Source organism: Amycolatopsis sp. lyj-346 (genome assembly GCF_046548975.1).
Classification (GTDB): Bacteria; Actinomycetota; Actinomycetes; order Mycobacteriales; family Pseudonocardiaceae; genus Amycolatopsis.
On record NZ_JAJPWT010000001.1, the window covers coordinates 1030049 to 1046827 of the forward strand.

General features: G+C 67.5%; 17 protein-coding genes and 1 tRNA gene. 7 read left to right on the plus strand and 11 right to left on the minus strand.

Going from position 1 to position 16779, the window contains the following annotated elements; translation table 11 throughout:
• Window positions 1-319: 319 nt before the first annotated feature.
• The 3 genes from ACLJQE_RS05030 to ACLJQE_RS05040 all read right to left on the minus strand — a co-directional run bounded on the left by ACLJQE_RS05030 (window position 320) and on the right by ACLJQE_RS05040 (window position 3872).
• Entirely contained in the window at window positions 320-1648 is a 1329-nt protein-coding gene (locus ACLJQE_RS05030; RefSeq protein ID WP_410637753.1) for a helix-turn-helix domain-containing protein, read from the minus strand.
• Between the two features lie 9 nt (window positions 1649-1657).
• A complete protein-coding gene (locus tag ACLJQE_RS05035) occupies window positions 1658-2587 on the minus strand; it encodes a hypothetical protein (protein ID WP_410637754.1) in 930 nt (309 codons plus the stop codon).
• A gap of 133 nt (window positions 2588-2720) precedes the next feature.
• Window positions 2721-3872: a helix-turn-helix domain-containing protein gene (locus ACLJQE_RS05040; protein WP_410637755.1), complete on the minus strand. Its 1152-nt coding sequence runs from the start codon at window positions 3870-3872 to the stop codon at window positions 2721-2723.
• 73 nt (window positions 3873-3945) lie between these two features.
• Between ACLJQE_RS05040 and ACLJQE_RS05045 the strand changes: the two genes are divergently transcribed.
• From ACLJQE_RS05045 to ACLJQE_RS05070, 6 genes are read left to right on the plus strand one after another with little or no spacing between them, the layout of a single operon-like run.
• Entirely contained in the window at window positions 3946-4185 is a 240-nt protein-coding gene (locus ACLJQE_RS05045) for a hypothetical protein (protein ID WP_410637756.1), read from the plus strand.
• The gene (locus tag ACLJQE_RS05050) at window positions 4182-4379 is read left to right on the plus strand and encodes a hypothetical protein (RefSeq protein ID WP_410637757.1); all 198 of its coding nucleotides are present in this window, start codon (window positions 4182-4184) and stop codon (window positions 4377-4379) included. Before ACLJQE_RS05045 ends, ACLJQE_RS05050 begins: the two co-directional genes overlap by 4 nt.
• Entirely contained in the window at window positions 4376-4672 is a 297-nt protein-coding gene (locus ACLJQE_RS05055; RefSeq protein ID WP_410637758.1) for a hypothetical protein, read from the plus strand. Before ACLJQE_RS05050 ends, ACLJQE_RS05055 begins: the two co-directional genes overlap by 4 nt.
• A gap of 49 nt (window positions 4673-4721) precedes the next feature.
• Window positions 4722-4925, plus strand: a complete 204-nt coding sequence (locus tag ACLJQE_RS05060; RefSeq protein WP_410637759.1) for a hypothetical protein — start codon at window positions 4722-4724, stop codon at window positions 4923-4925.
• Window positions 4922-5749: a helix-turn-helix domain-containing protein gene (locus ACLJQE_RS05065; RefSeq protein ID WP_410637760.1), complete on the plus strand. Its 828-nt coding sequence runs from the start codon at window positions 4922-4924 to the stop codon at window positions 5747-5749. Before ACLJQE_RS05060 ends, ACLJQE_RS05065 begins: the two co-directional genes overlap by 4 nt.
• Before the next feature lie 39 nt (window positions 5750-5788).
• Window positions 5789-6106 (plus strand): effector-associated constant component EACC1, encoded by a 318-nt coding sequence (locus ACLJQE_RS05070; RefSeq protein WP_410637761.1) that lies wholly within the window; start codon window positions 5789-5791, stop codon window positions 6104-6106.
• Between the two features lie 55 nt (window positions 6107-6161).
• Here the strand turns inward: ACLJQE_RS05070 and pknB are convergent, their stop codons facing one another.
• The 7 genes from pknB to ACLJQE_RS05105 all read right to left on the minus strand — a co-directional run bounded on the left by pknB (window position 6162) and on the right by ACLJQE_RS05105 (window position 15632).
• Window positions 6162-8132 carry a Stk1 family PASTA domain-containing Ser/Thr kinase gene (gene pknB / locus ACLJQE_RS05075; protein ID WP_410637762.1) on the minus strand — a complete coding sequence of 657 codons (1971 nt, stop codon included), beginning with the start codon at window positions 8130-8132 and terminating at the stop codon, window positions 6162-6164.
• Window positions 8129-9469 (minus strand): serine/threonine-protein kinase, encoded by a 1341-nt coding sequence (locus ACLJQE_RS05080; protein WP_410637763.1) that lies wholly within the window; start codon window positions 9467-9469, stop codon window positions 8129-8131. Before ACLJQE_RS05080 ends, pknB begins: the two co-directional genes overlap by 4 nt.
• 3 nt (window positions 9470-9472) lie before the next feature.
• The gene (locus ACLJQE_RS05085; RefSeq protein ID WP_410637764.1) at window positions 9473-10942 is read right to left on the minus strand and encodes a peptidoglycan D,D-transpeptidase FtsI family protein; all 1470 of its coding nucleotides are present in this window, start codon (window positions 10940-10942) and stop codon (window positions 9473-9475) included.
• On the minus strand, window positions 10939-12426 hold the full coding sequence (locus ACLJQE_RS05090; protein WP_410637765.1) for an FtsW/RodA/SpoVE family cell cycle protein: 1488 nt from the start codon (window positions 12424-12426) through the stop codon (window positions 10939-10941). Before ACLJQE_RS05090 ends, ACLJQE_RS05085 begins: the two co-directional genes overlap by 4 nt.
• A complete protein-coding gene (locus ACLJQE_RS05095; protein ID WP_410637767.1) occupies window positions 12426-13823 on the minus strand; it encodes a PP2C family protein-serine/threonine phosphatase in 1398 nt (465 codons plus the stop codon). Before ACLJQE_RS05095 ends, ACLJQE_RS05090 begins: the two co-directional genes overlap by 1 nt.
• The gene (locus ACLJQE_RS05100; protein WP_003079002.1) at window positions 13820-14281 is read right to left on the minus strand and encodes an FHA domain-containing protein FhaB; all 462 of its coding nucleotides are present in this window, start codon (window positions 14279-14281) and stop codon (window positions 13820-13822) included. The genes ACLJQE_RS05095 and ACLJQE_RS05100 overlap by 4 nt, the downstream gene beginning before the upstream one ends.
• Window positions 14282-14381: 100 nt before the next feature.
• Complete coding sequence (locus tag ACLJQE_RS05105; RefSeq protein WP_410637768.1) at window positions 14382-15632, minus strand: DUF3662 and FHA domain-containing protein; 1251 nt, start codon at window positions 15630-15632, stop codon at window positions 14382-14384.
• Between the two features lie 128 nt (window positions 15633-15760).
• On the opposite strand from ACLJQE_RS05105, the gene ACLJQE_RS05110 reads away from it, so the two are divergent.
• Window positions 15761-15843 (plus strand) — tRNA-Leu (locus ACLJQE_RS05110).
• Between the two features lie 164 nt (window positions 15844-16007).
• Here ACLJQE_RS05110 and ACLJQE_RS05115 read toward each other — a convergent pair.
• A complete protein-coding gene (locus ACLJQE_RS05115; protein ID WP_410637769.1) occupies window positions 16008-16748 on the minus strand; it encodes a S1 family peptidase in 741 nt (246 codons plus the stop codon).
• Between the last annotated feature and the right edge of the window lie 31 nt (window positions 16749-16779).

A 16779-nucleotide genomic window follows, 5' to 3' on the forward strand; every position in this document is an offset into this window, starting at 1 on the left:
TCCTGCCGTTGCCCTAGTGACAGGCATCCACCTGATTGCCCAGGTCACGCAACCCCGGTCTGCGAGAGGCGAACCGGGCTTGACCTGCGCGGGCCTACCAGGACTTGAACCGGGGACCTCTTCGTTATCAGGGCAAGTCCGCGGCTCACTGCTCCCTGAGACACCGCGCTAACCTCACGCTTCAGTGTCCGTAGACGTCCACTAACGACTACGGCTGATCTCGGCGGTTGTCACTGAGTTCGTCACTCATGCGCTGAGCTTGACCAGAAGGTCAGGGCATCTAGACCAGGAGAGCTTGAGGCCGCGGGGTGCCCGCGAACTAGCCATCTATCAACCCGACCTCGGTCATCCATGTATGCAATTGGTTGTCTCCGTGGCTCCCCATCCTCTGCCATCGAACTGAGCCGTCCGACATAAGCAAGGTGGTATCAGCTTGACCGTAGTCGGCAAGCAGGTCAGCTGCGATGTTATAAGCAGAGGTCAGGAGCTGAACAGGTTCCTCGATCAGCGAGTGCAAAGAGGCCGTGAGGTGAGACGGCTCGTTCGAGCCACGCTTGACCGAACTATGATCGATAAACATGCTCTGTTCGGTCGGCGGCCGCAGGTCCGGACTGACCGTCTGTGCGCCGATGGTCCTCGCAAGCACATCGATGTCACCGTAGGCTCCGACCCAATTCGCATAAGAAGAGGCCATATGCAAAAGCGCCAGTATTCGCAGCTCAAGTGCTGAATAGTTGAGCTTCGGGGGCTCACCATGGCTTCCTACACTCACAAGGGTCCTTAGGAAAGACGAGCCATCCGTATACCACTCCGCCTCAGCAAGGTCGAATTCATATCGCAGCCGCCCGCGTTGCACGATCGGCATGCGCCCAATAAATCCCTGAGCGAGGCCAGGAATGGGCGCATTTCTAGCCAGGCCGCCATAGAACCCAGCCATCTGACTAATGAACCCTGTATCTACCCGACGTTCAGCTGGCACAGCAGGCACGGCCGCCAGTTCCAAAAATACGAGAGGCCTAGCATTGTAGACGTCCCCTCCTTCAGGGGCCAAACCGGTTCCTCGCTTGAAAACCTCCCGAACCCGGATGACATGGTCTTCAGCCAGCCTAAACCGATCTCGATAACGAGCCGCTATCTCATTCTCCTCAAGCCAGGCGGTATTGCGACCCACCCGTAGCGCATAAGAGTATTCCGGTCGACTCGTTTTTCGAACTGCATGCGGAGCCAGAGGACTGCGAGGTACACCGATTAGATAAAAACCCATTCCTGAGGCGTCCGGGTCTTCCACCACCCGTATCGCGACGTCAGGATAAAGCGGCACCACTCTTGCTCGCAGTCCTTGTTCCATCTTGCCAATTAGGTCATCACATTTAGTAACATCTAAAGGCCTCAGCTCGAATGCGTTCCCCTGGTCATCCTCGGCGATGCCAATAATGATCAACCCACCTTGAGCGTTGGCTAGCGCCGTAACGTCTTTGGCGAGTTCGTCCAACCCAACTGGCTTGGAGGTGTACGAGTCCTCGGCCTTGAAGTCGAGTTGGACATCCTCGGCTACCCGATCCTGGCATGCCCTCCGGAGCTCTTCGACACGGAGATCTTGGAAGTCGGCGCCGAGCTTGGCGGCTACGCGGGGCAAGCGGACAGACATCTGCTCATCCTACTGGTTGGCACCCTCTTCAGCCTTGGCTTTTTGTGCCTCCAGCCTTTCGTAGTGGCGCTCAGCAACCTCTCCGTACTTCTCCGTCCACGGGTATGCAGGCTCGGGTTTCACAACCAGGCGAGAACCATCGTTTTCGAAGTACCGAAGATCCAGATTGAACAGATGCGAGTCGCGGACGTTCATACCAAGGTCGCGAACCCAGAACTCAACCTGCAGGAAGCAGTTCTCCGGCTTACTCACGCCCGCCATCCGCAAGTCATCAGAATGAATAAATCCACGCCATTCTACGTACCGCGTTTCGCTTGGCGGCAATATGATCTCCTGCCCGCTTCTCATGCCGACGAATTCTCCGACCGAGTGCCTTAAGATGTCTACACGAGCCGAAATATTCGAGCAGTTTACAAGAGCAAAGCTCACATGTCGAACGAAAAGATAATTCTGCGTGCTCTCCAGATGCATAACCGAGTCGACCTTGACGGGGACTGAGTTCCAGTCAATGGGCGCTATTCGATCGAGATATCCGAGCGAGGGCAGGGCGTCAGCAGCTGAATTCGGCGCCCGCCCCCCTGGCATCGCCCGAACGTATACCGCAGGGGCCCGTGTATCGAGTTGAGCTTTTATGAATCGCTCCTCAGCAGCCTCCGACGCGGCTCGTTCGCGTTCCTCAGCGGCTAGCGCTCTCGCCTCCGTCCTCTTGGCGCGTTCTTCAGCCTCTTGGAGCGCGCGGACCTGTCGGTCAGCGTCCTCACGGGCCAACTCCAACTGCCCCAGATCTGCAGCTACTTGCTTGCGTATCTCGTCCACCTGCAACTCGGCCGCTTTCGCGGTCTTGGCAGTCCACCTTGCAGCAAGCACAGCTGCACCCAAAGCCAGGAAAGCAGAGACGCCCCCGATCCATGTCGGCACGTCGCCAAGATCTGCACTCATAAGTGGCCAGCCTAACGTGTCCTGCGTCACTGTCCGGCGCCTACTTCGGACATCGGCGCGCCTTTACGCCGACATAGACACGATCCGGCTACCGGGGCTTGCCGAGAGGTGGCCAGCACGGCTTAGCTGCCTTCTACGAGACTTTGATAAGGCCCATCCGGTCGGCCATGCCGCGGACCTCGCGGGCTACCCCTTCGCGCCGAGCACGGGCAAGCATCGTGGAGATGATCTCTCGGACGAACGGGTTCGTCCGAGTCCGGATGTGCCCCAGCTTTTCAGCCCGTACCAGGAGGGCAAGCACCTCCTCGTCGGGCCGCCGGATGCCGTAGAGCGCGCGGGCGTGCTCGATCAGGAACGTTGTGCGGCGCGAGTCGATGGTGAGCTCGGCCGGATCGACGGTCGCGGCCAGCCGGGCGGCTTCAGCGTGGTCGCCGCGTTCGAGGGCTGATGAGATGCGCCAGAGCACGACGTTGGCCGGGCTGAACAGTAGGAAGTTTCGGTTGCCGTACTCGACGTGCTCGGCCAGGCCGGCGGCTTCGTCGAGCGCTGCGGTTGCGTCGCCGCCCAGGACGGATTCGGTGTAGCCGGTGGTGAGGGTGAGTGCGCCGCGGACGTCGTAGGCGTCGGCCGGCACGTAGTCCAGGGCGCGCTCGGCGAGCTTGGAGGCTCGTTTGTGCGCGCCGAGGCCGGATAGGGCCTGTGTGCGGGCAAACTCGGCGAGGGCGATCCAGCCGGGTTCGCCGAGCCGCTGTGCTGCCTCGTGGCCGCGGTCGGCGGCGATCCAGGCCAGCTCGAATGCTCCGAGCCCCTTCGTGAGCAGGGCCGTGGTGTGAGTGGCGGTGACGAGCGAGCGGAGCGCGTCCGGCTTGTCGACGTGGGTGTGTAGGGCGAGCAGCAGCTCGGGGAGTCGGGCGCCGACCTCGGCGTCCTGGTTCGCCTGCCGCAGGGCTGCGACCAGCTGCGTCTCGGACAGCAGTTGCGCAAGGTCGCCGATCGGCGGCTCGGTGCCGTCGAGGTCGGTGCTCAGCAGGGCGTCGCGGATAGCGGGGATGGCAGAGTCGGCCTGCGGGTCGCGGATCTCCAGTCCGTCGCCTGTGATGTCGGAGAGGCTGACGCGGAGCGCGCCGGCGATCGCGACCAGGGTTGAGCGCTTGTCGATCGCGGTGCGTTCGTTTTCGATCTTGGACAGGTAGCCCTTGGACAGGCCGGACAGCCCGGCGAGCTGTTCGAGGGACAGGCCGCGCCATCGGCGAAGTCTGCGGATCGTGATGCCGATCGAGTCCATGCGCCTCAGGGTACAGACTTGGGTTTCCTGGCAGGAAACGTTTGTGACCTGCACCTTTGTACGGTCACTAACTATGCGTGATCGACGACGTACGCGACAGAGCACCGAGGGGGTCGACCACCTCGGCAATCCCGCCCAGGTCGAGGTCGAGGTGCGGGATGACGGCCGGATCGCGCTGACCAGCTCCACACCGCCCGACGAGCCGATCCTGTTCAGCGCCGAGTCGGCCGCGCAGCTTCGGAACCAGCTGGGTGACGCGTTGACCGTCTCGCTGCGCGACGCTCGCACAGCTCGGGGGTGCACGACGCCATGACCGCGGAGCACTTCGACGACCGGCCGACGTTCTGGTGCGGTGCGTCGCTGTTCAACTCGGGTGGTCAGCGGCTCAACGAGATCGATCTCGATACCTACCGGCATCCCAAGATGCACGTGGACATGACCGACGCCGACTGGGAGCAGGCCGCCGCCGCTCTCCGGGCGTTCGAGGTCGAGCGGGGGCTTCGATGACCGCGTTGGACGACGGGCCGATGACCGGCACCGACTCGCACCAGGACTTCTGGGAGTGGTACGAGTTCACCGGTGGCGACGGGTGGGCTCACCTGTACCTGCACTCGCAGATGGCCAACCCGCGGCTGTTCATGCTGCTGCCCTGGTGCCTGACCGACGTCCGGTTCCCGCTGGAACACGACCGGCCCAGCATCAGCCGCCGCCGGATCATCCCGAAGCCGGGCCGGGTGTGCCCGGTCTGCGCGGCCCAGAACGAGCGCCGGCGGATCGAGGTGCCGCGTGCACGCTCGTGATCGCGAGTTGCTCGCCGCGCTCTCGAAGGTCAATTCCACGATCGGGAGCGTGACGGTCGAGCTGCTGACCCTCCAGCCGGACGACGCAGCCTACGCCGCCGGCCTGCGCACCCTTGGCCGCCAACTGATCCACATCGGCGTCGCCCTCACTCGCCGCGCCGACGAACTCGACGGCACCGAGCTCGATCCATTTGCGCTGCTCGACGCACTCAACACAGAGACCTACGACCGAACGGAGCGGTCTGAACCGTGACCGAAGCTGCACTCCGACCAGCCGTCATCGCCCTGGCCGGCGGACTCCGCGAAGCCCGAAACGACCGCGGCATCGGCCTGCGCCGGCTCGCCGCCATGGTCGACATCCATCCCTCCGTGCTGTCGAGCTTCGAACTCGGCCACCGAACACCACAAGACACGACCGTGGCCCACATCCTCGGCGTCCTGCGAGCACCGCAACACGTGCGCGAACACCTCATCGACCTGGCCCGCCGTACCCACGACCACGACTTGATCGACCACACCGGACACGCCGAGAACTACCTGCGCACCGCCTTCGAGCAGCGATCCACCCACGTAACCGAATGGTCGCCGACGCTCATCCCCGAGACGCTGCAAACCGCCGAATACGCCCGCGCGTTGCAGGACACCGGCTTGCTCAACCCCGAGGCCGCCGACGTGAGTTGCCTTCTCCGCACCGCACGTCAGCTCGCCCTGTCCGACCAGCCGGGACCGCTACACACCTTCCTGATCGGCGAGGCCGCCACACGCCCCGACGCCTGCACCCCCGACGTCCTCCGCGACCAGCTCGACCAACTGCGCACCTGGACAAGAAAGCCGCGGATCGCCGTACGCATCGTCCCCGCCGCCGACTGCCCACCCGGCCTGGTCGAACCGTTCACCCTCTACGAACACCTCGCCGTCGCACTGCGCCACCACGGCAGCGCCGTGTACTCCACCCACCAAGCCACCTTGACGACCTACGAGAAAACCGCCCGAGCACTCCACCGCCGCGCCACGGAATGCAATTTGCAAGCTTCAATTTTCTGCCCGGGCTTCCAGCGAGACCACCCGGCCGACTAAGGTTCGGGGCCTCTCCGGTTCCGGGCGAAAGGAGATCGGGTGACGGCTGGGATCGTCGCGATCACCGTGCCAAACTCCGCCGGCGAGCTTCCGGAGCTCGCCGCCTGGCTGCGAGGCGAAGACGAGCTCCGCGGCCGCGTCCAGGTCTTCGACGCCGTTGTGGTCGGGGTGTCGAGCAGCTCCGCCGACGTCTTCTGCCGCTCGCTCTTCGCGTGGCTGATGCGGTGCCGGGAAGCCCGCGTCTCGCTGAAGGTCAAGCGCTCTGGTGCCGCCGAGGAACTCGAACTCGACTTCGGTGCCGCGAGTAACGCCGATCAGGTTCTCGTTGCCGTGCAAGGGTTTCTCGACAAGTCCTGACTTATGAAGAAGGCCCGCACGGCGAACCGTGCGGGCCTTCTTCGCGAGCCTGGGATCAGGGGCCGGAGGTCTTCGTCGTCGTTGACGGGAACAAGCTCTCCGCAACGCTGACGGTGACCGCCTGGTCCTTGTCGATCTGGGTGCCCGCCCTCGGGTTCTGGCCGGTGACCGTGCCTTCCGGCTGCCCGCTGGTCCGGTCCGCTCGCTGGCTCAGGCTTCCGGTCCAGCCCATGCTCTGCAGCTTCTGCTGCGCCTCTTCGACGGTCATGCCGACGAGGCTCGGCATCTGGATCTGGGTCGGCTGCGTCTGGTCGGGGCCGGTCGACACGGTCAGCGTGATGACCTCGCCGACTCCCAGCTGCCCACCGTTCGGGTTCTGGGTGATGACCGTGTCCTTCGGCACCGTGTCCGAAGCCTGGTCGACCCTCTTCGTCTTCCAGCCCTGGCCTTCCAGCGCCGCCTTGGCCTGCGAGTACGGCTTGTTGGTGAAGTCGGTGACCGTCTTGAGCTGCTTCGACTTGCCCACCGTGATCTTCACGCTGGTGCCCTGGGCGACCTCGGAAGCCGCGGCCGGGGTCTGGTTCTGCACCAGGCTGGCCTGGTTCGGGTCGTCGACCTCGACCTCGCCGACGTTCGGGTCCAGGGTCAGCTTCGCCTCGGTGAGCGCCTGCTCGGCCTGGTCACGCGTCTTGCCCTTGAGGTCCGGCACGCTGGCCTTGCCCGGTGCGGTGCCGACGTACAGCGTGATCTTCGTGTTCGGCGCGACCGAGACCCCGGCCGACGGGTCGGTCTTGATGACCTTGTTGATGTCGTCCTGACCGCACTCCGGGTTGCCGTCGGTCGCCGGCACCCCGCAGGTGACCTGCTTCGGCTCGATCGTGCCGTCGAAACCCTTGCTCTTCAACGTCTCGCGAGCCTGGGGCACCGTCTGGTGCAGCACGTCGGGGATCGCGATCGTGGAGCTGTCGTTGCTCTTGAACGAGCCCGACAGCCACATGATCAGCAGCACCGCGCCCAGCACGAACACCGCGGCCACCGCGGCCAGGATCGTGCGGCGGCGGCGCTTGGCCTTGGGGTCTTCGTTGTCCGGCTCGCTGTACTCGTCGTAGCGCTGCGGCTGCCGCCGGTCGGCGTTCATCACCTGCGTGCGCTCGTCCTCGGACATCACCATCGGCGCCACCGGGCGCTGGCCCGAGAGCGTGCGCACCAGGTCCGAGCGCATCTCCGCGGCCGACTGGTAGCGGTTCGCCGGGCCCTTGGCCAGCGCCTTCAGCACGACCGCGTCGAGCTCCGGTGCGACCGCCGGGTTCACCGAAGACGGCGCGCTGGGGTCTTCGCGGACGTGCTGGTAGGCCACCGCGACCGGGGAGTCGCCGGTGAACGGCGGCTCGCCGGTGATCAGCTCGTACAGCACGCAGCCGGCGGCGTAGACGTCGGAACGGGCGTCGACCGACTCACCGCGGGCCTGCTCCGGCGACAGGTACTGCGCCGTGCCGATCACCGCGGCGGTCTGGGTCATGGCGGACTGGCCGTCGTGCATCGCGCGCGCGATGCCGAAGTCCATCACCTTGACCGCGCCGTTCTTCGTGATCATCACGTTGGCCGGCTTGACGTCGCGGTGCACGATGCCGTGGCGGTGCGAGAAGTCCAGCGCCGCGCAGACGTCGGCCATGACCTCCATCGCCCGCTTCTGCGACATCGGACCCTCGGTCTTGACGATGTCGCGCAGCGTCCGGCCTTCGACGTACTCCATGACGATGTACGGCAGCGGCCCGAACTCGGCGTTCGCCTCACCCGTGTCGTAGACCGCGACGATCGCCGGGTGGTTCAGTGCGGCGGCGTTCTGCGCTTCCCGGCGGAAGCGCTCCAGGAACTGCGGGTCCCTGGCCAGGTCGGCACGGAGGATCTTGATCGCGACTTCCCGGCCGAGACGCACGTCGTGGCCGTGATGGACCTCGGACATGCCTCCGTAGCCGAGCGTTTCGCCCAGCTCGTACCGGTTGGAGAGCAGTCTGGGTGTGCTCATCTCTGGGTGCCGTTCCATTCCGTCCAAGGTGTGGTCATGATGCCTTGCCGGCCATCGTCGGCCGTGCCCGGAGTGCTCGCCGAACCGGCAGGCTCCTCCGCAGGCACCTGTCTGCCCGGAACCACCTGGCTCTGCGTCTGGCCGTTGTACGGTGGCGAGCCGTTGCCGCTGCTCAGCATCTTCGCCACCAGCACGATGGCCGCCACCAGGACAACGAGCAGGATGGCCGCGAGAAGCGCCCACCAGCCCCACTGCGTCTTCTTCCGGGGGGCCGGCAGCATGACCTGCCGCGGAGCGGGCCGCGACGGCGGGCCGATGGCGGCCATCGGGTTCATCGCGGGGGACGGCGGGCCGAGCGGCATCTGCTGTTGCTGCGGTGGCAGCTGCTGCGGGGGCACCGGCACCGGCATCGACGGCGGTGGCTGCACCTGCTGCTGGGGTGGTTGCTGGGGCTGCTGCCCGGTCGCGTACGTGGCGTTGACCAGCCCGGACGGCGTCGGCAGCGGCAGCCCGGAGCGAACCGCGGCAACGGCGGCCGCGAACTCGCCGCCGTTGTTGTAGCGCTGCCGCGGATCCTTGACCAGGGTCGCCTCGATCACCGCACGCGCCGCGGGCGGCACGTCCGGCGGCAGCGGCGGCGCGATGTCGCGGATGTGCATCATCGCGACCGTCACGGCGTTCTCGGACAGGAACGGCCGGTGGCCGGCGAGGCACTCGTAGCCGCACACCGCCAGCGAGTAGACGTCGGACGCCGGCTCGGCAGGTTGGCCCAGCGCCTGCTCCGGGGCGATGTAGTGCGCGGTGCCCATGACCATGCCGGACCGGGTGACCGGGGCCGCGTCGGCCGCCTTCGCCACGCCGAAGTCGGTGATCTTCACCTGCCCCGCCGAGGTCACCAGGATGTTGCCCGGCTTGACGTCGCGGTGGACCAGGCCGTGGGAGTGCGCTGCCTGCAGCGCGTTGCCCGCCTGCTCCAGCATGTCGAGGGTGAACTCCGCCGACAGCCGCCCGTGCTTGGCCAGCAGCCCGGCCAGCGGGTCGCCGTCGACGAGCTCCATCACCAGGTACGCGATCGGCAGGTCGCCGTCGAAGAGGGTTTCGCCGTAGTCGTGCACCGCGGCGATGCCGGGGTGGTTCAGGGACGCCGTCATCCGCGCTTCCGTGCGGAAGCGGTGGAGGAACTCGGCGTCGCCGGAGAGTTCGGCCTTGAGGATCTTGACGGCCACGGTCCGGTCGAGCCGGGTGTCGCTGGCCTGCCAGACCTCGCCCATCCCGCCGACGGCGATCCGGCTCGTCAGCTTGTAGCGGTCGGCCAGCAGCTGACCGGAGGACAGCATGCGCTATCCACCCCCGAGCTTCGCGTTGATGGCCGCGCGGCCGATCTCCGCCGCGACCGTGCCGCCGGTGGCCGCGAGGCCGCGGTTGCCGCCGTCCTCGACGATCACCGCGACCGCGATCTGCGGGTTGTCGGCCGGGGCGAAGGCGGTGTACCAGGCGTGCGGGGCGGTGTTCTTGGAGTCCGTGCCGTGCTCGGCGGTGCCGGTCTTCGACGCGATCTGGACGTCCGGGCGCTTGCCGCCGCCCTTGGTGAAGCCTTCGGAAGCGATCATCATGTCCTTGAGGATCGCGGCGTTCGACGACGACAACGCCGGGGTGCCGGTGAGCTCGGTGGGGCTGTAGTCCTCGATCGTCGACAGGTCGGGGGCCAGCACCGACTGCACCAGCTGCGGCTTCATCGCCATCCCCCCGTTGGCCACGGTGGCCGCGAGCAGGCAGTCCTGGAGCGGCGTCAGCCGGACGTCGCGCTGGCCGATGCCGCTCTGGTAGAGCGCGCCCTGCGAGTCGAGCGGGCCGACGGTCGAGGGGGCGACCTTCATCGGCACGGTCAGATCGGTCTGCCCGATGCCGAAGTTCGCCGCCGTCTTCTTCATCTTGTCCGCGCCGAGCTGGCCGGCGAACTGGGCGAACGGCACGTTGCAGGAGTGCGCGAGCGCGTCCTTGAACGTGTTGCCGGGGCAGCCCTGGCCCGCGTAGTTCTCCAGCGTGACGCTCGTGCCGGGGAGCTTGGTGTTCGGCGCGGTGTCGACCTGGGTGTCCGGGCCCTTGCCGTCTTCGAGCACGGCCGCCGCGGTGACCAGCTTGAACGTCGAACCCGGCGGGTAGGTCTCCGAGATCGCCCGGTTCAGCATGGGCTTCTTCGGGTCCTTGATGTTCGCGTTCCAGGCGTCGGTCTGGGCCTTCGAGGTGTGCGAAGCCAGCTGGTTCGGGTCGTACGACGGCGTCGAGACCATCGCCAGGATCCGCCCGGTGCTCGGCTCCATCGCGACGACGGCGCCGGTGTAGCCCTTCTGCGTCATCAGGTCGTACGCGGCCTTCTGCACCGCCGGGTCGATGGTCAGCCGGACGTTGCCGCCGCTGGGGTCCCGGCCGGTGACCATGTCCGACAGCCGCCGCACGAACAGCCGCGGGTCGGAGCCGTTGAGGACGTCGTCCTCGGCGCGCTCCAGGCCGCCCGCGCCGTAGTTGATCGAGTAGTAGCCGGTGACCGGCGCGTACATCGGGCCGTCGGCGTAGGTCCGGATGTACTTGTACTTGTCGTTCGACGGGTTGATGCTGGCCAGCACCTCGCCGTTGGCCTGCGACACGATCTTGCCGCGCTGGCGGGCGAACTCTTCGTAGAGCACGCGCGCGTTGCGCGAGTCGGTGCGGTAGTCGTCGGCCTTCACCACCTGGATGTAGGTGGCGTTGGCCAGCAGCAGAACGATCATCACGAGCATCGCCATGCCGACCTTGCGGAGCGGGGTGTTCATGCCTGCGCGCCCCCGTCCGCCGGCGGGCGCTGCACGAGCACGGTGTGCGCCTCCGCGATCGGGGCCTGCGGCTGCTGCTGCGGCTTCGGGCGGGAGGCGGGCTTGCGGGCCGCGTCGGAGATGCGGAGCAGCAGCGCGACCAGGATGTAGTTCGCGAGCAGCGACGAACCACCCTTCGACAGGAACGGGGCGGTGATACCGGTCTCCGGGATGAGTTTCGTGACCCCGCCGACGACGACGAAGATCTGCATGACCATGGTGAACGCGAGCCCGCCGCCCAGCAGTTTGCCGAACGTGTCGCGCACGGCCAGCGCGCTGCGCATACCGCGCATCGCGACCAGCAGGTACAGCATCAGCACCGCGGCCAGCCCGATGAAGCCGAGCTCCTCGCCGATCGCCGCGGTGATGAAGTCGGTGGCGGCCTCGGGCACCATGTCCGGCCGCCCGGCACCGAGCCCGGTGCCGCCGACGCCGCCGGTGCCGAGCCCGAACAGGCCCTGCGCGAGCTGGTAGCCGCCGCCTGCCTCGTCGTAGGTGGCCAGCGGGTCCAGCCAGTTCGCCACGCGCTGCTGGACGTGCGTGAAGAGGTTGTAGGCGATCACGCAGCCGACGGCGAAGAAGCTGAGGCCGAGGACGACCCAGATGATCCGCTCGGTCGCGACGTACAGCATGACCAGGATGACGCTGAAGAACAGCAGCGACGTGCCGAGGTCCTTCTCGAACACCAGGATGCCGATGCAGGCGAACGCGGCGATCAGGATCGGGCCGAGGTCGCGGGCGCGCGGGAGCTCGACACCGACGAGCTTCTTGCCCGCCACCATGAACAGGTCCCGCTTCGACACCAGGAACGATGCGAAGAAGATCATCAGCAGGATCTTCGCGAACTCGCCCGGCTGGATCGAGAAGAACGGCAGCTTCAGCCACACCTTGGCGCCGTTGACCTCGGACAGGCTCGACGGCAGCAGTGCCGGCAGCGCCAGTGCGACGATCCCGACCAGGCCGGCGGTGTAGCCGTAGCGGGTCAGCGTGCGGTGGTCGTTCACCACGACCAGCACCACGACGAAGAACACCAGCGAGATCCCGGTGAACAGCACCTGCGCGGTGACGGCGGGCGTGTAGTCCTTGCCCTGCTGCGTGGCCCGTTCGGCCAGTGCCAGGTCGATCCGGTGGATCATCACCAGCCCGATGCCGTTCAGCAGCGCGACGCAGGGGAGCAGCACGGGGTCGGCGTACGGCGCCCACCTGCGGACGGCCAGGTGCGCGCCGGTCAGCACGCCGAGGTAGGCCAGCCCGAGCCAGATGATCGACGCCGTGAGCTCCTGCTCCTGGTTCGCCTCCACCAGGACGAGCGCGATGGTGACGATGAACGTCGCGAACCCCAGCAGCACCAGCTCGGTGTTGCGGCGGGTCGGGACCTCGCGCGGCGGGTTCGTCTGGAACTGCGCGGCGAGCGGTTCGGCGGCACGCGCGGCGGGCTGGCTCATCAGTTACCGCCTCCCGTCGTCGGTGCCGTCGAACTCGGCGTCGAGCAGTCCCTCCCCGCTGGCTGGCTCGCCGACGACGGGGCGGTGGAGCCGGCCGGAGCCGACGGAGTCGTCGTCGGCGTGACCGGAGGGGTCGGCGTCGGGGACGGCTGACCGCCCGCCGGCGCGCAGTTGTTCAGGCGCTTGCGCAGCTGCAGGAAGTCGTCGATGTACTTCCGCGCTTCGTCGAGGTTGTCCTTCTTGACGCCGTTCTGCACCGCCAGCCGCGCGTCCTCCTGGAGCTGGGTGACGCGCAGCTTGTCCGTGCACACCTGGCTCGGCGGGCAGGACCCCTGCTCGTAGGCGTGCAGGTCGATGCCGAGAATGCTGCCGGGGACGCCGCGGTAGATCACGACCTCCCCGTCCGCTCCCTCGCCGACATAGTACTGACTCAGCACGAAGTAGCGGGTCGAGATGGCGGCCGCGGCGAGCACGACGAGCACCACGAGTGCGCCGGCCAGCCAGCGGAACCGCTTCCGGCGCCGGGCCTTCGGGTCTTCCTGGGGCTGCGGCAGTTCCTGGCGCGGCGGCGGGGGCGGCTGGGTCAGCGCCCTGGCCCGCGCCGCGGGGGAGTCGCCCTGGTGCCGTTCGTCGCTGCCGTCCCCGGCGGCGCCGCCCACGATGGGCGCGTCCTCACCGAAGTCGACGTCGACGACGTCGGCGATGATCACCGTGACGTTGTCCGTGCCGCCGCCCTTGAGCGCCAGCTCGATCATCCGGTCCGCGCACTGCTGCGGGTCCGGGATCTGCACGGCCTCGGCCAGCGTCTCGTCGCTGACCATGCCGGACAGGCCGTCCGAGCAGATCAGGTACCGGTCGCCGGCGCGGGCTTCGCGCACGGTCAGGCTCGGCTCGACCTCGTGCCCGGTGAGCGCCTTGAGCAGCAGCGACCGCTGCGGGTGCACCGCCGCCTCTTCGGGCGTGATCCGGCCTTGTTCGAGTAGTTCGTTGACGAAGCTGTCGTCCCGCGTGATCTGCGCGAACTGACCGCCGCGCAGCAGGTAGGCCCGTGAGTCGCCGACGTGCACCAGCCCCAGCCGGGTGCCGGCGAACAGGACGGCGGTGAGCGTGGTGCCCATCCCGTCCAGGTCCGGGTCCTGCGAGACGAGTTCGGCGATCGCCGCGTTGCCGTTCGCCACCGCTTCGCGCAGCTGGGCGAGCAGGTCGTCGCCCGGCTCGTCGTCGTCGAGCGGGGCGAGGGAGGCGATGACGACCTTGCTGGCGACTTCACCCGCCGCGTGCCCACCCATGCCGTCGGCGAGCGCGAGCAGGCGAGGGCCGGCGTACACGGAGTCCTGGTTGCTCGAACGCACCAGGCCCCGGTCGCTGCGGGCTGCGTAGCGGAGGACGAGAGTCATGGGCGAAGCTCGATCACCGTCTTGCCGATCCGGATGGGGACTCCGAGCGGGACCCGGAGGGGTGCAGTGACCTTAGCCCGGTCGAGATAGGTGCCGTTCGTCGAGCCCAGATCTTCCACGTACCAGTCCTCACCGCGCTGGGCGATCCGCGCGTGCCGGGTCGACGCGTAGTCGTCGTCGAGGACCAGTGTGGAGTCGTCGGCACGGCCGATCAGGATCGGCCTGCCGTCCAGCGCGATGCGCGTCCCGGCGAGCGCGCCGTGGGTCACCAGCAGCTGCTGCGGCGACTTGCTGTTGCGCGGCTTCTTCTCCTTCTTGCGCCCGAAGGTCGGCACCTGCACGCGCATGCCCGACGCCGCGTAGAGGTCCGAACGGACGACTCTGAGCGCGGCGAACACAAAGAGCCAGAGCAGCACGAGGAAGCCCACCCTGGTGAGTTGTACGACCAGCTCTGGCACTTGGTGTGTCCGCTCCCGACTCGTCCGTGCAGCCGCGGCGCGGGTACGCCGCGGTCCCCCCGCACGTCAATTCTGCGGGAACAGTATTCCGGGTCCCGAGTCAGCCCTGTGTACGGAACACGAGGGACGAATGACCCACCCGGATGACGTCGCCGTCGGCGAGCTGCCAGGTCTGGACCGGGGTGCCGTTCACGGTCGTGCCGTTGGTCGAGCCGATGTCGGCGAGCGTCGCGCTCTGACCGTCCCAGGTGATCTCCAGGTGGCGGCGCGAAACCCCGGTGTCCGGCAGGCGGAAGTCGGCGTCCTGGCCGCGGCCCACGACGTTCCCGCCCTGCTTCAGCGAGTACGTCCGGTTCGAGCCGTCGTCCAGCTGCAGGCTCGCCGCGAGCTGGCGGCCCGGCGCGGGCGGCGCGTAGCCACCCTGCTGCTGGGCGTACGGGTCGGCGGCCGGCTGGCCGTACGCCTGCTGCTGGCCGTACTGGTCGTACCCGCCCTGCTGCGGCTGGCCGTACTGGTCGTAGCCACCACCCTGCGGCTGCGCGTAGCCGCCCTGGTCGTAGCCACCACCCTGCGGCTGCGCGTACCCGCCCTGGTCGTAGCCACCGCCTTGAGGCTGCGCGTAGCCGCCCTGGTCGTAGCCGCCACCCTGCGGCTGGGCGTAGCCCTGGTCGTACCCGCCGGCCTGGGGCTGCTGGCCGTACTGGTCGTAGCCACCACCCTGCTGCGGCTGGCCGTACTGGTCGTAGCCACCGGCGGCCGGCGGCTGCTGACCGCCGTACTGGTCGTATCCACCCTGCTGGCCGTAACCCTGGTCGTACCCGGGCTGCTGGCCACCCTGCTGTCCGTAGCCGTACTGGCCCTGCTGGCCGTACGGGTCACCCTGGTCGTATTGGCCGTAGCCGGGGGGCTGGCTCATTGCTGGGTCTCCTGCGTTGCTGGGTCGTGCCGACCGCGGTGAACCGGCGCCGGAGGGGCGGGCGTCGGGATCGACGGACGAACGGGTCTTGAACTGTCCAGTATGCAGCGCCTCGTTGCGCTCGAGTGATACGACGACGTCACCATAGGTGTCCAGGCCCTCGGCGGCGAGGTGTTCCGCCACCGCCTTGGCCAGCACCTGGGTGACGCGTTGCTCGTCGCCGGCCATGCGTTCGTGGTCAGCTGCCCCCAGGGACACGATGTAGTGATTCGGGGCGAGCTGCCGGCCGCCTGCCAGCTCACGAACGTTCTCCTCACTCTCCCGCTCCAGGGCGATCGCCACTTCCTGCGTGACGACATTGCCACCGAACATGCGCGCGAAAGTGTTCCCCACCAGGTTCTCGAGTCGCCTGTCGAATCGTTCGGCGCGGCCCACCGGGGAAAACCTCCTCACACGCGTGCTTTCGCATCGATCCTATCCGGGTGAGCCAGCCCCTACACGGCCCCCGGTGAAAGCCGTTCAAAGCACCTGCTAGTCTTCTCCTCGCTGTCAGAGAAGCGCTCGGGCGAGTGGCGGAATGGCAGACGCGCACGGTTCAGGTCCGTGTGTCCGAAAGGACGTGAGGGTTCAACTCCCTCCTCGCCCACGCTGTTCAGGGGCCCGATCGCTAGCGCGATCGGGCCCCTTCCCATTTGCCTGGTGTCTCCCGGGGGGCCGAGCCCCCCGGACCCCACGGTGCCTTCCCTCGCCTTCCAGCGTGGTCCGGGAGGCAGTCCGTGGGCTATGTCACCGTGTTCGCCCTGGGCGAAGTTACGCCGTGTGGGTGGCTATCCAGTCCGCGATGACGTCCGCGCGGCTCGTCGTCTCGATGCCCGCGTGGGGGCAGCCCGGTCCCGTTGCCTCCAGTGCGACCAGTTCGGTGCCCGAGAAATACGGCGCTCCCGAGTCGTACGTGCAGGCGCTGGTCGTGGTTTCCGGGGCGGCGCCGCGGACGCCCAGCGTGGTCGGGTCGACCTTGGCGATCGCCACCGTGCCCTGCTGCAGGCGGGTGGCCGGCTTGGGGTTCGGGCCCGTCAGGCTGCCCCAGCCCGCCAGCGTCAGCTGCCGGCCGACCTTCGGGACCGTGCGGCTCACCGACAGGGGCGGCACCGTGGTCACCGGGGAGTCGAGGCGGATCAGCGCGACGTCGTTCTCCTTCGCCTGGAGGACCTCGGTCGCCTTGCGGGCGACACCGGATTCCGTGGCTTCGTCGGTCAGGCCGAGCGTCACCGTCGTCGAGTACGGGACCTTGCCCGAGACCCGGTTGCGGTGGGCGTCGTGGAAGCAGTGGCCGGTCGTCAGGATCCAGGCGGGCGCGACGAGTGCGCCCGTGCAGTAGCTGCTGTACGTCGAGCCGTCCGGGCGCGGGATCTTCGTCATCGCCAGCTTCGCGACGAACCCGTACTGGCCCGGCGGGACGTCGGAACCGTGGGCGACGGCCCAGGCGGCAGGTGCGGTGGAGATGGTCAAGGCAGTGGAGATGGCCAAGACGGCAGCGGCGCGCAGGCGCATTCTTCCCCTTCGTCGAGTCGGTGGTCGACGT

Coding starts and splice junctions, on each gene's coding strand:
- ACLJQE_RS05030 (WP_410637753.1), bottom strand. CDS start 1,648: ATGTCTGTCCGCTTGCCCCGCGTAGCCGCCAAGCTCGGCGCCGACTTC.
- ACLJQE_RS05035 (WP_410637754.1), bottom strand. CDS start 2,587: ATGAGTGCAGATCTTGGCGACGTGCCGACATGGATCGGGGGCGTCTCT.
- ACLJQE_RS05040 (WP_410637755.1), bottom strand. CDS start 3,872: ATGGACTCGATCGGCATCACGATCCGCAGACTTCGCCGATGGCGCGGC.
- ACLJQE_RS05045 (WP_410637756.1), top strand. CDS start 3,946: ATGCGTGATCGACGACGTACGCGACAGAGCACCGAGGGGGTCGACCAC.
- ACLJQE_RS05050 (WP_410637757.1), top strand. CDS start 4,182: ATGACCGCGGAGCACTTCGACGACCGGCCGACGTTCTGGTGCGGTGCG.
- ACLJQE_RS05055 (WP_410637758.1), top strand. CDS start 4,376: ATGACCGCGTTGGACGACGGGCCGATGACCGGCACCGACTCGCACCAG.
- pknB (WP_410637762.1), bottom strand. CDS start 8,132: ATGAGCACACCCAGACTGCTCTCCAACCGGTACGAGCTGGGCGAAACG.
- ACLJQE_RS05080 (WP_410637763.1), bottom strand. CDS start 9,469: ATGCTGTCCTCCGGTCAGCTGCTGGCCGACCGCTACAAGCTGACGAGC.
- ACLJQE_RS05085 (WP_410637764.1), bottom strand. CDS start 10,942: ATGAACACCCCGCTCCGCAAGGTCGGCATGGCGATGCTCGTGATGATC.
- ACLJQE_RS05090 (WP_410637765.1), bottom strand. CDS start 12,426: ATGAGCCAGCCCGCCGCGCGTGCCGCCGAACCGCTCGCCGCGCAGTTC.
- ACLJQE_RS05095 (WP_410637767.1), bottom strand. CDS start 13,823: ATGACTCTCGTCCTCCGCTACGCAGCCCGCAGCGACCGGGGCCTGGTG.
- ACLJQE_RS05115 (WP_410637769.1), bottom strand. CDS start 16,748: ATGCGCCTGCGCGCCGCTGCCGTCTTGGCCATCTCCACTGCCTTGACC.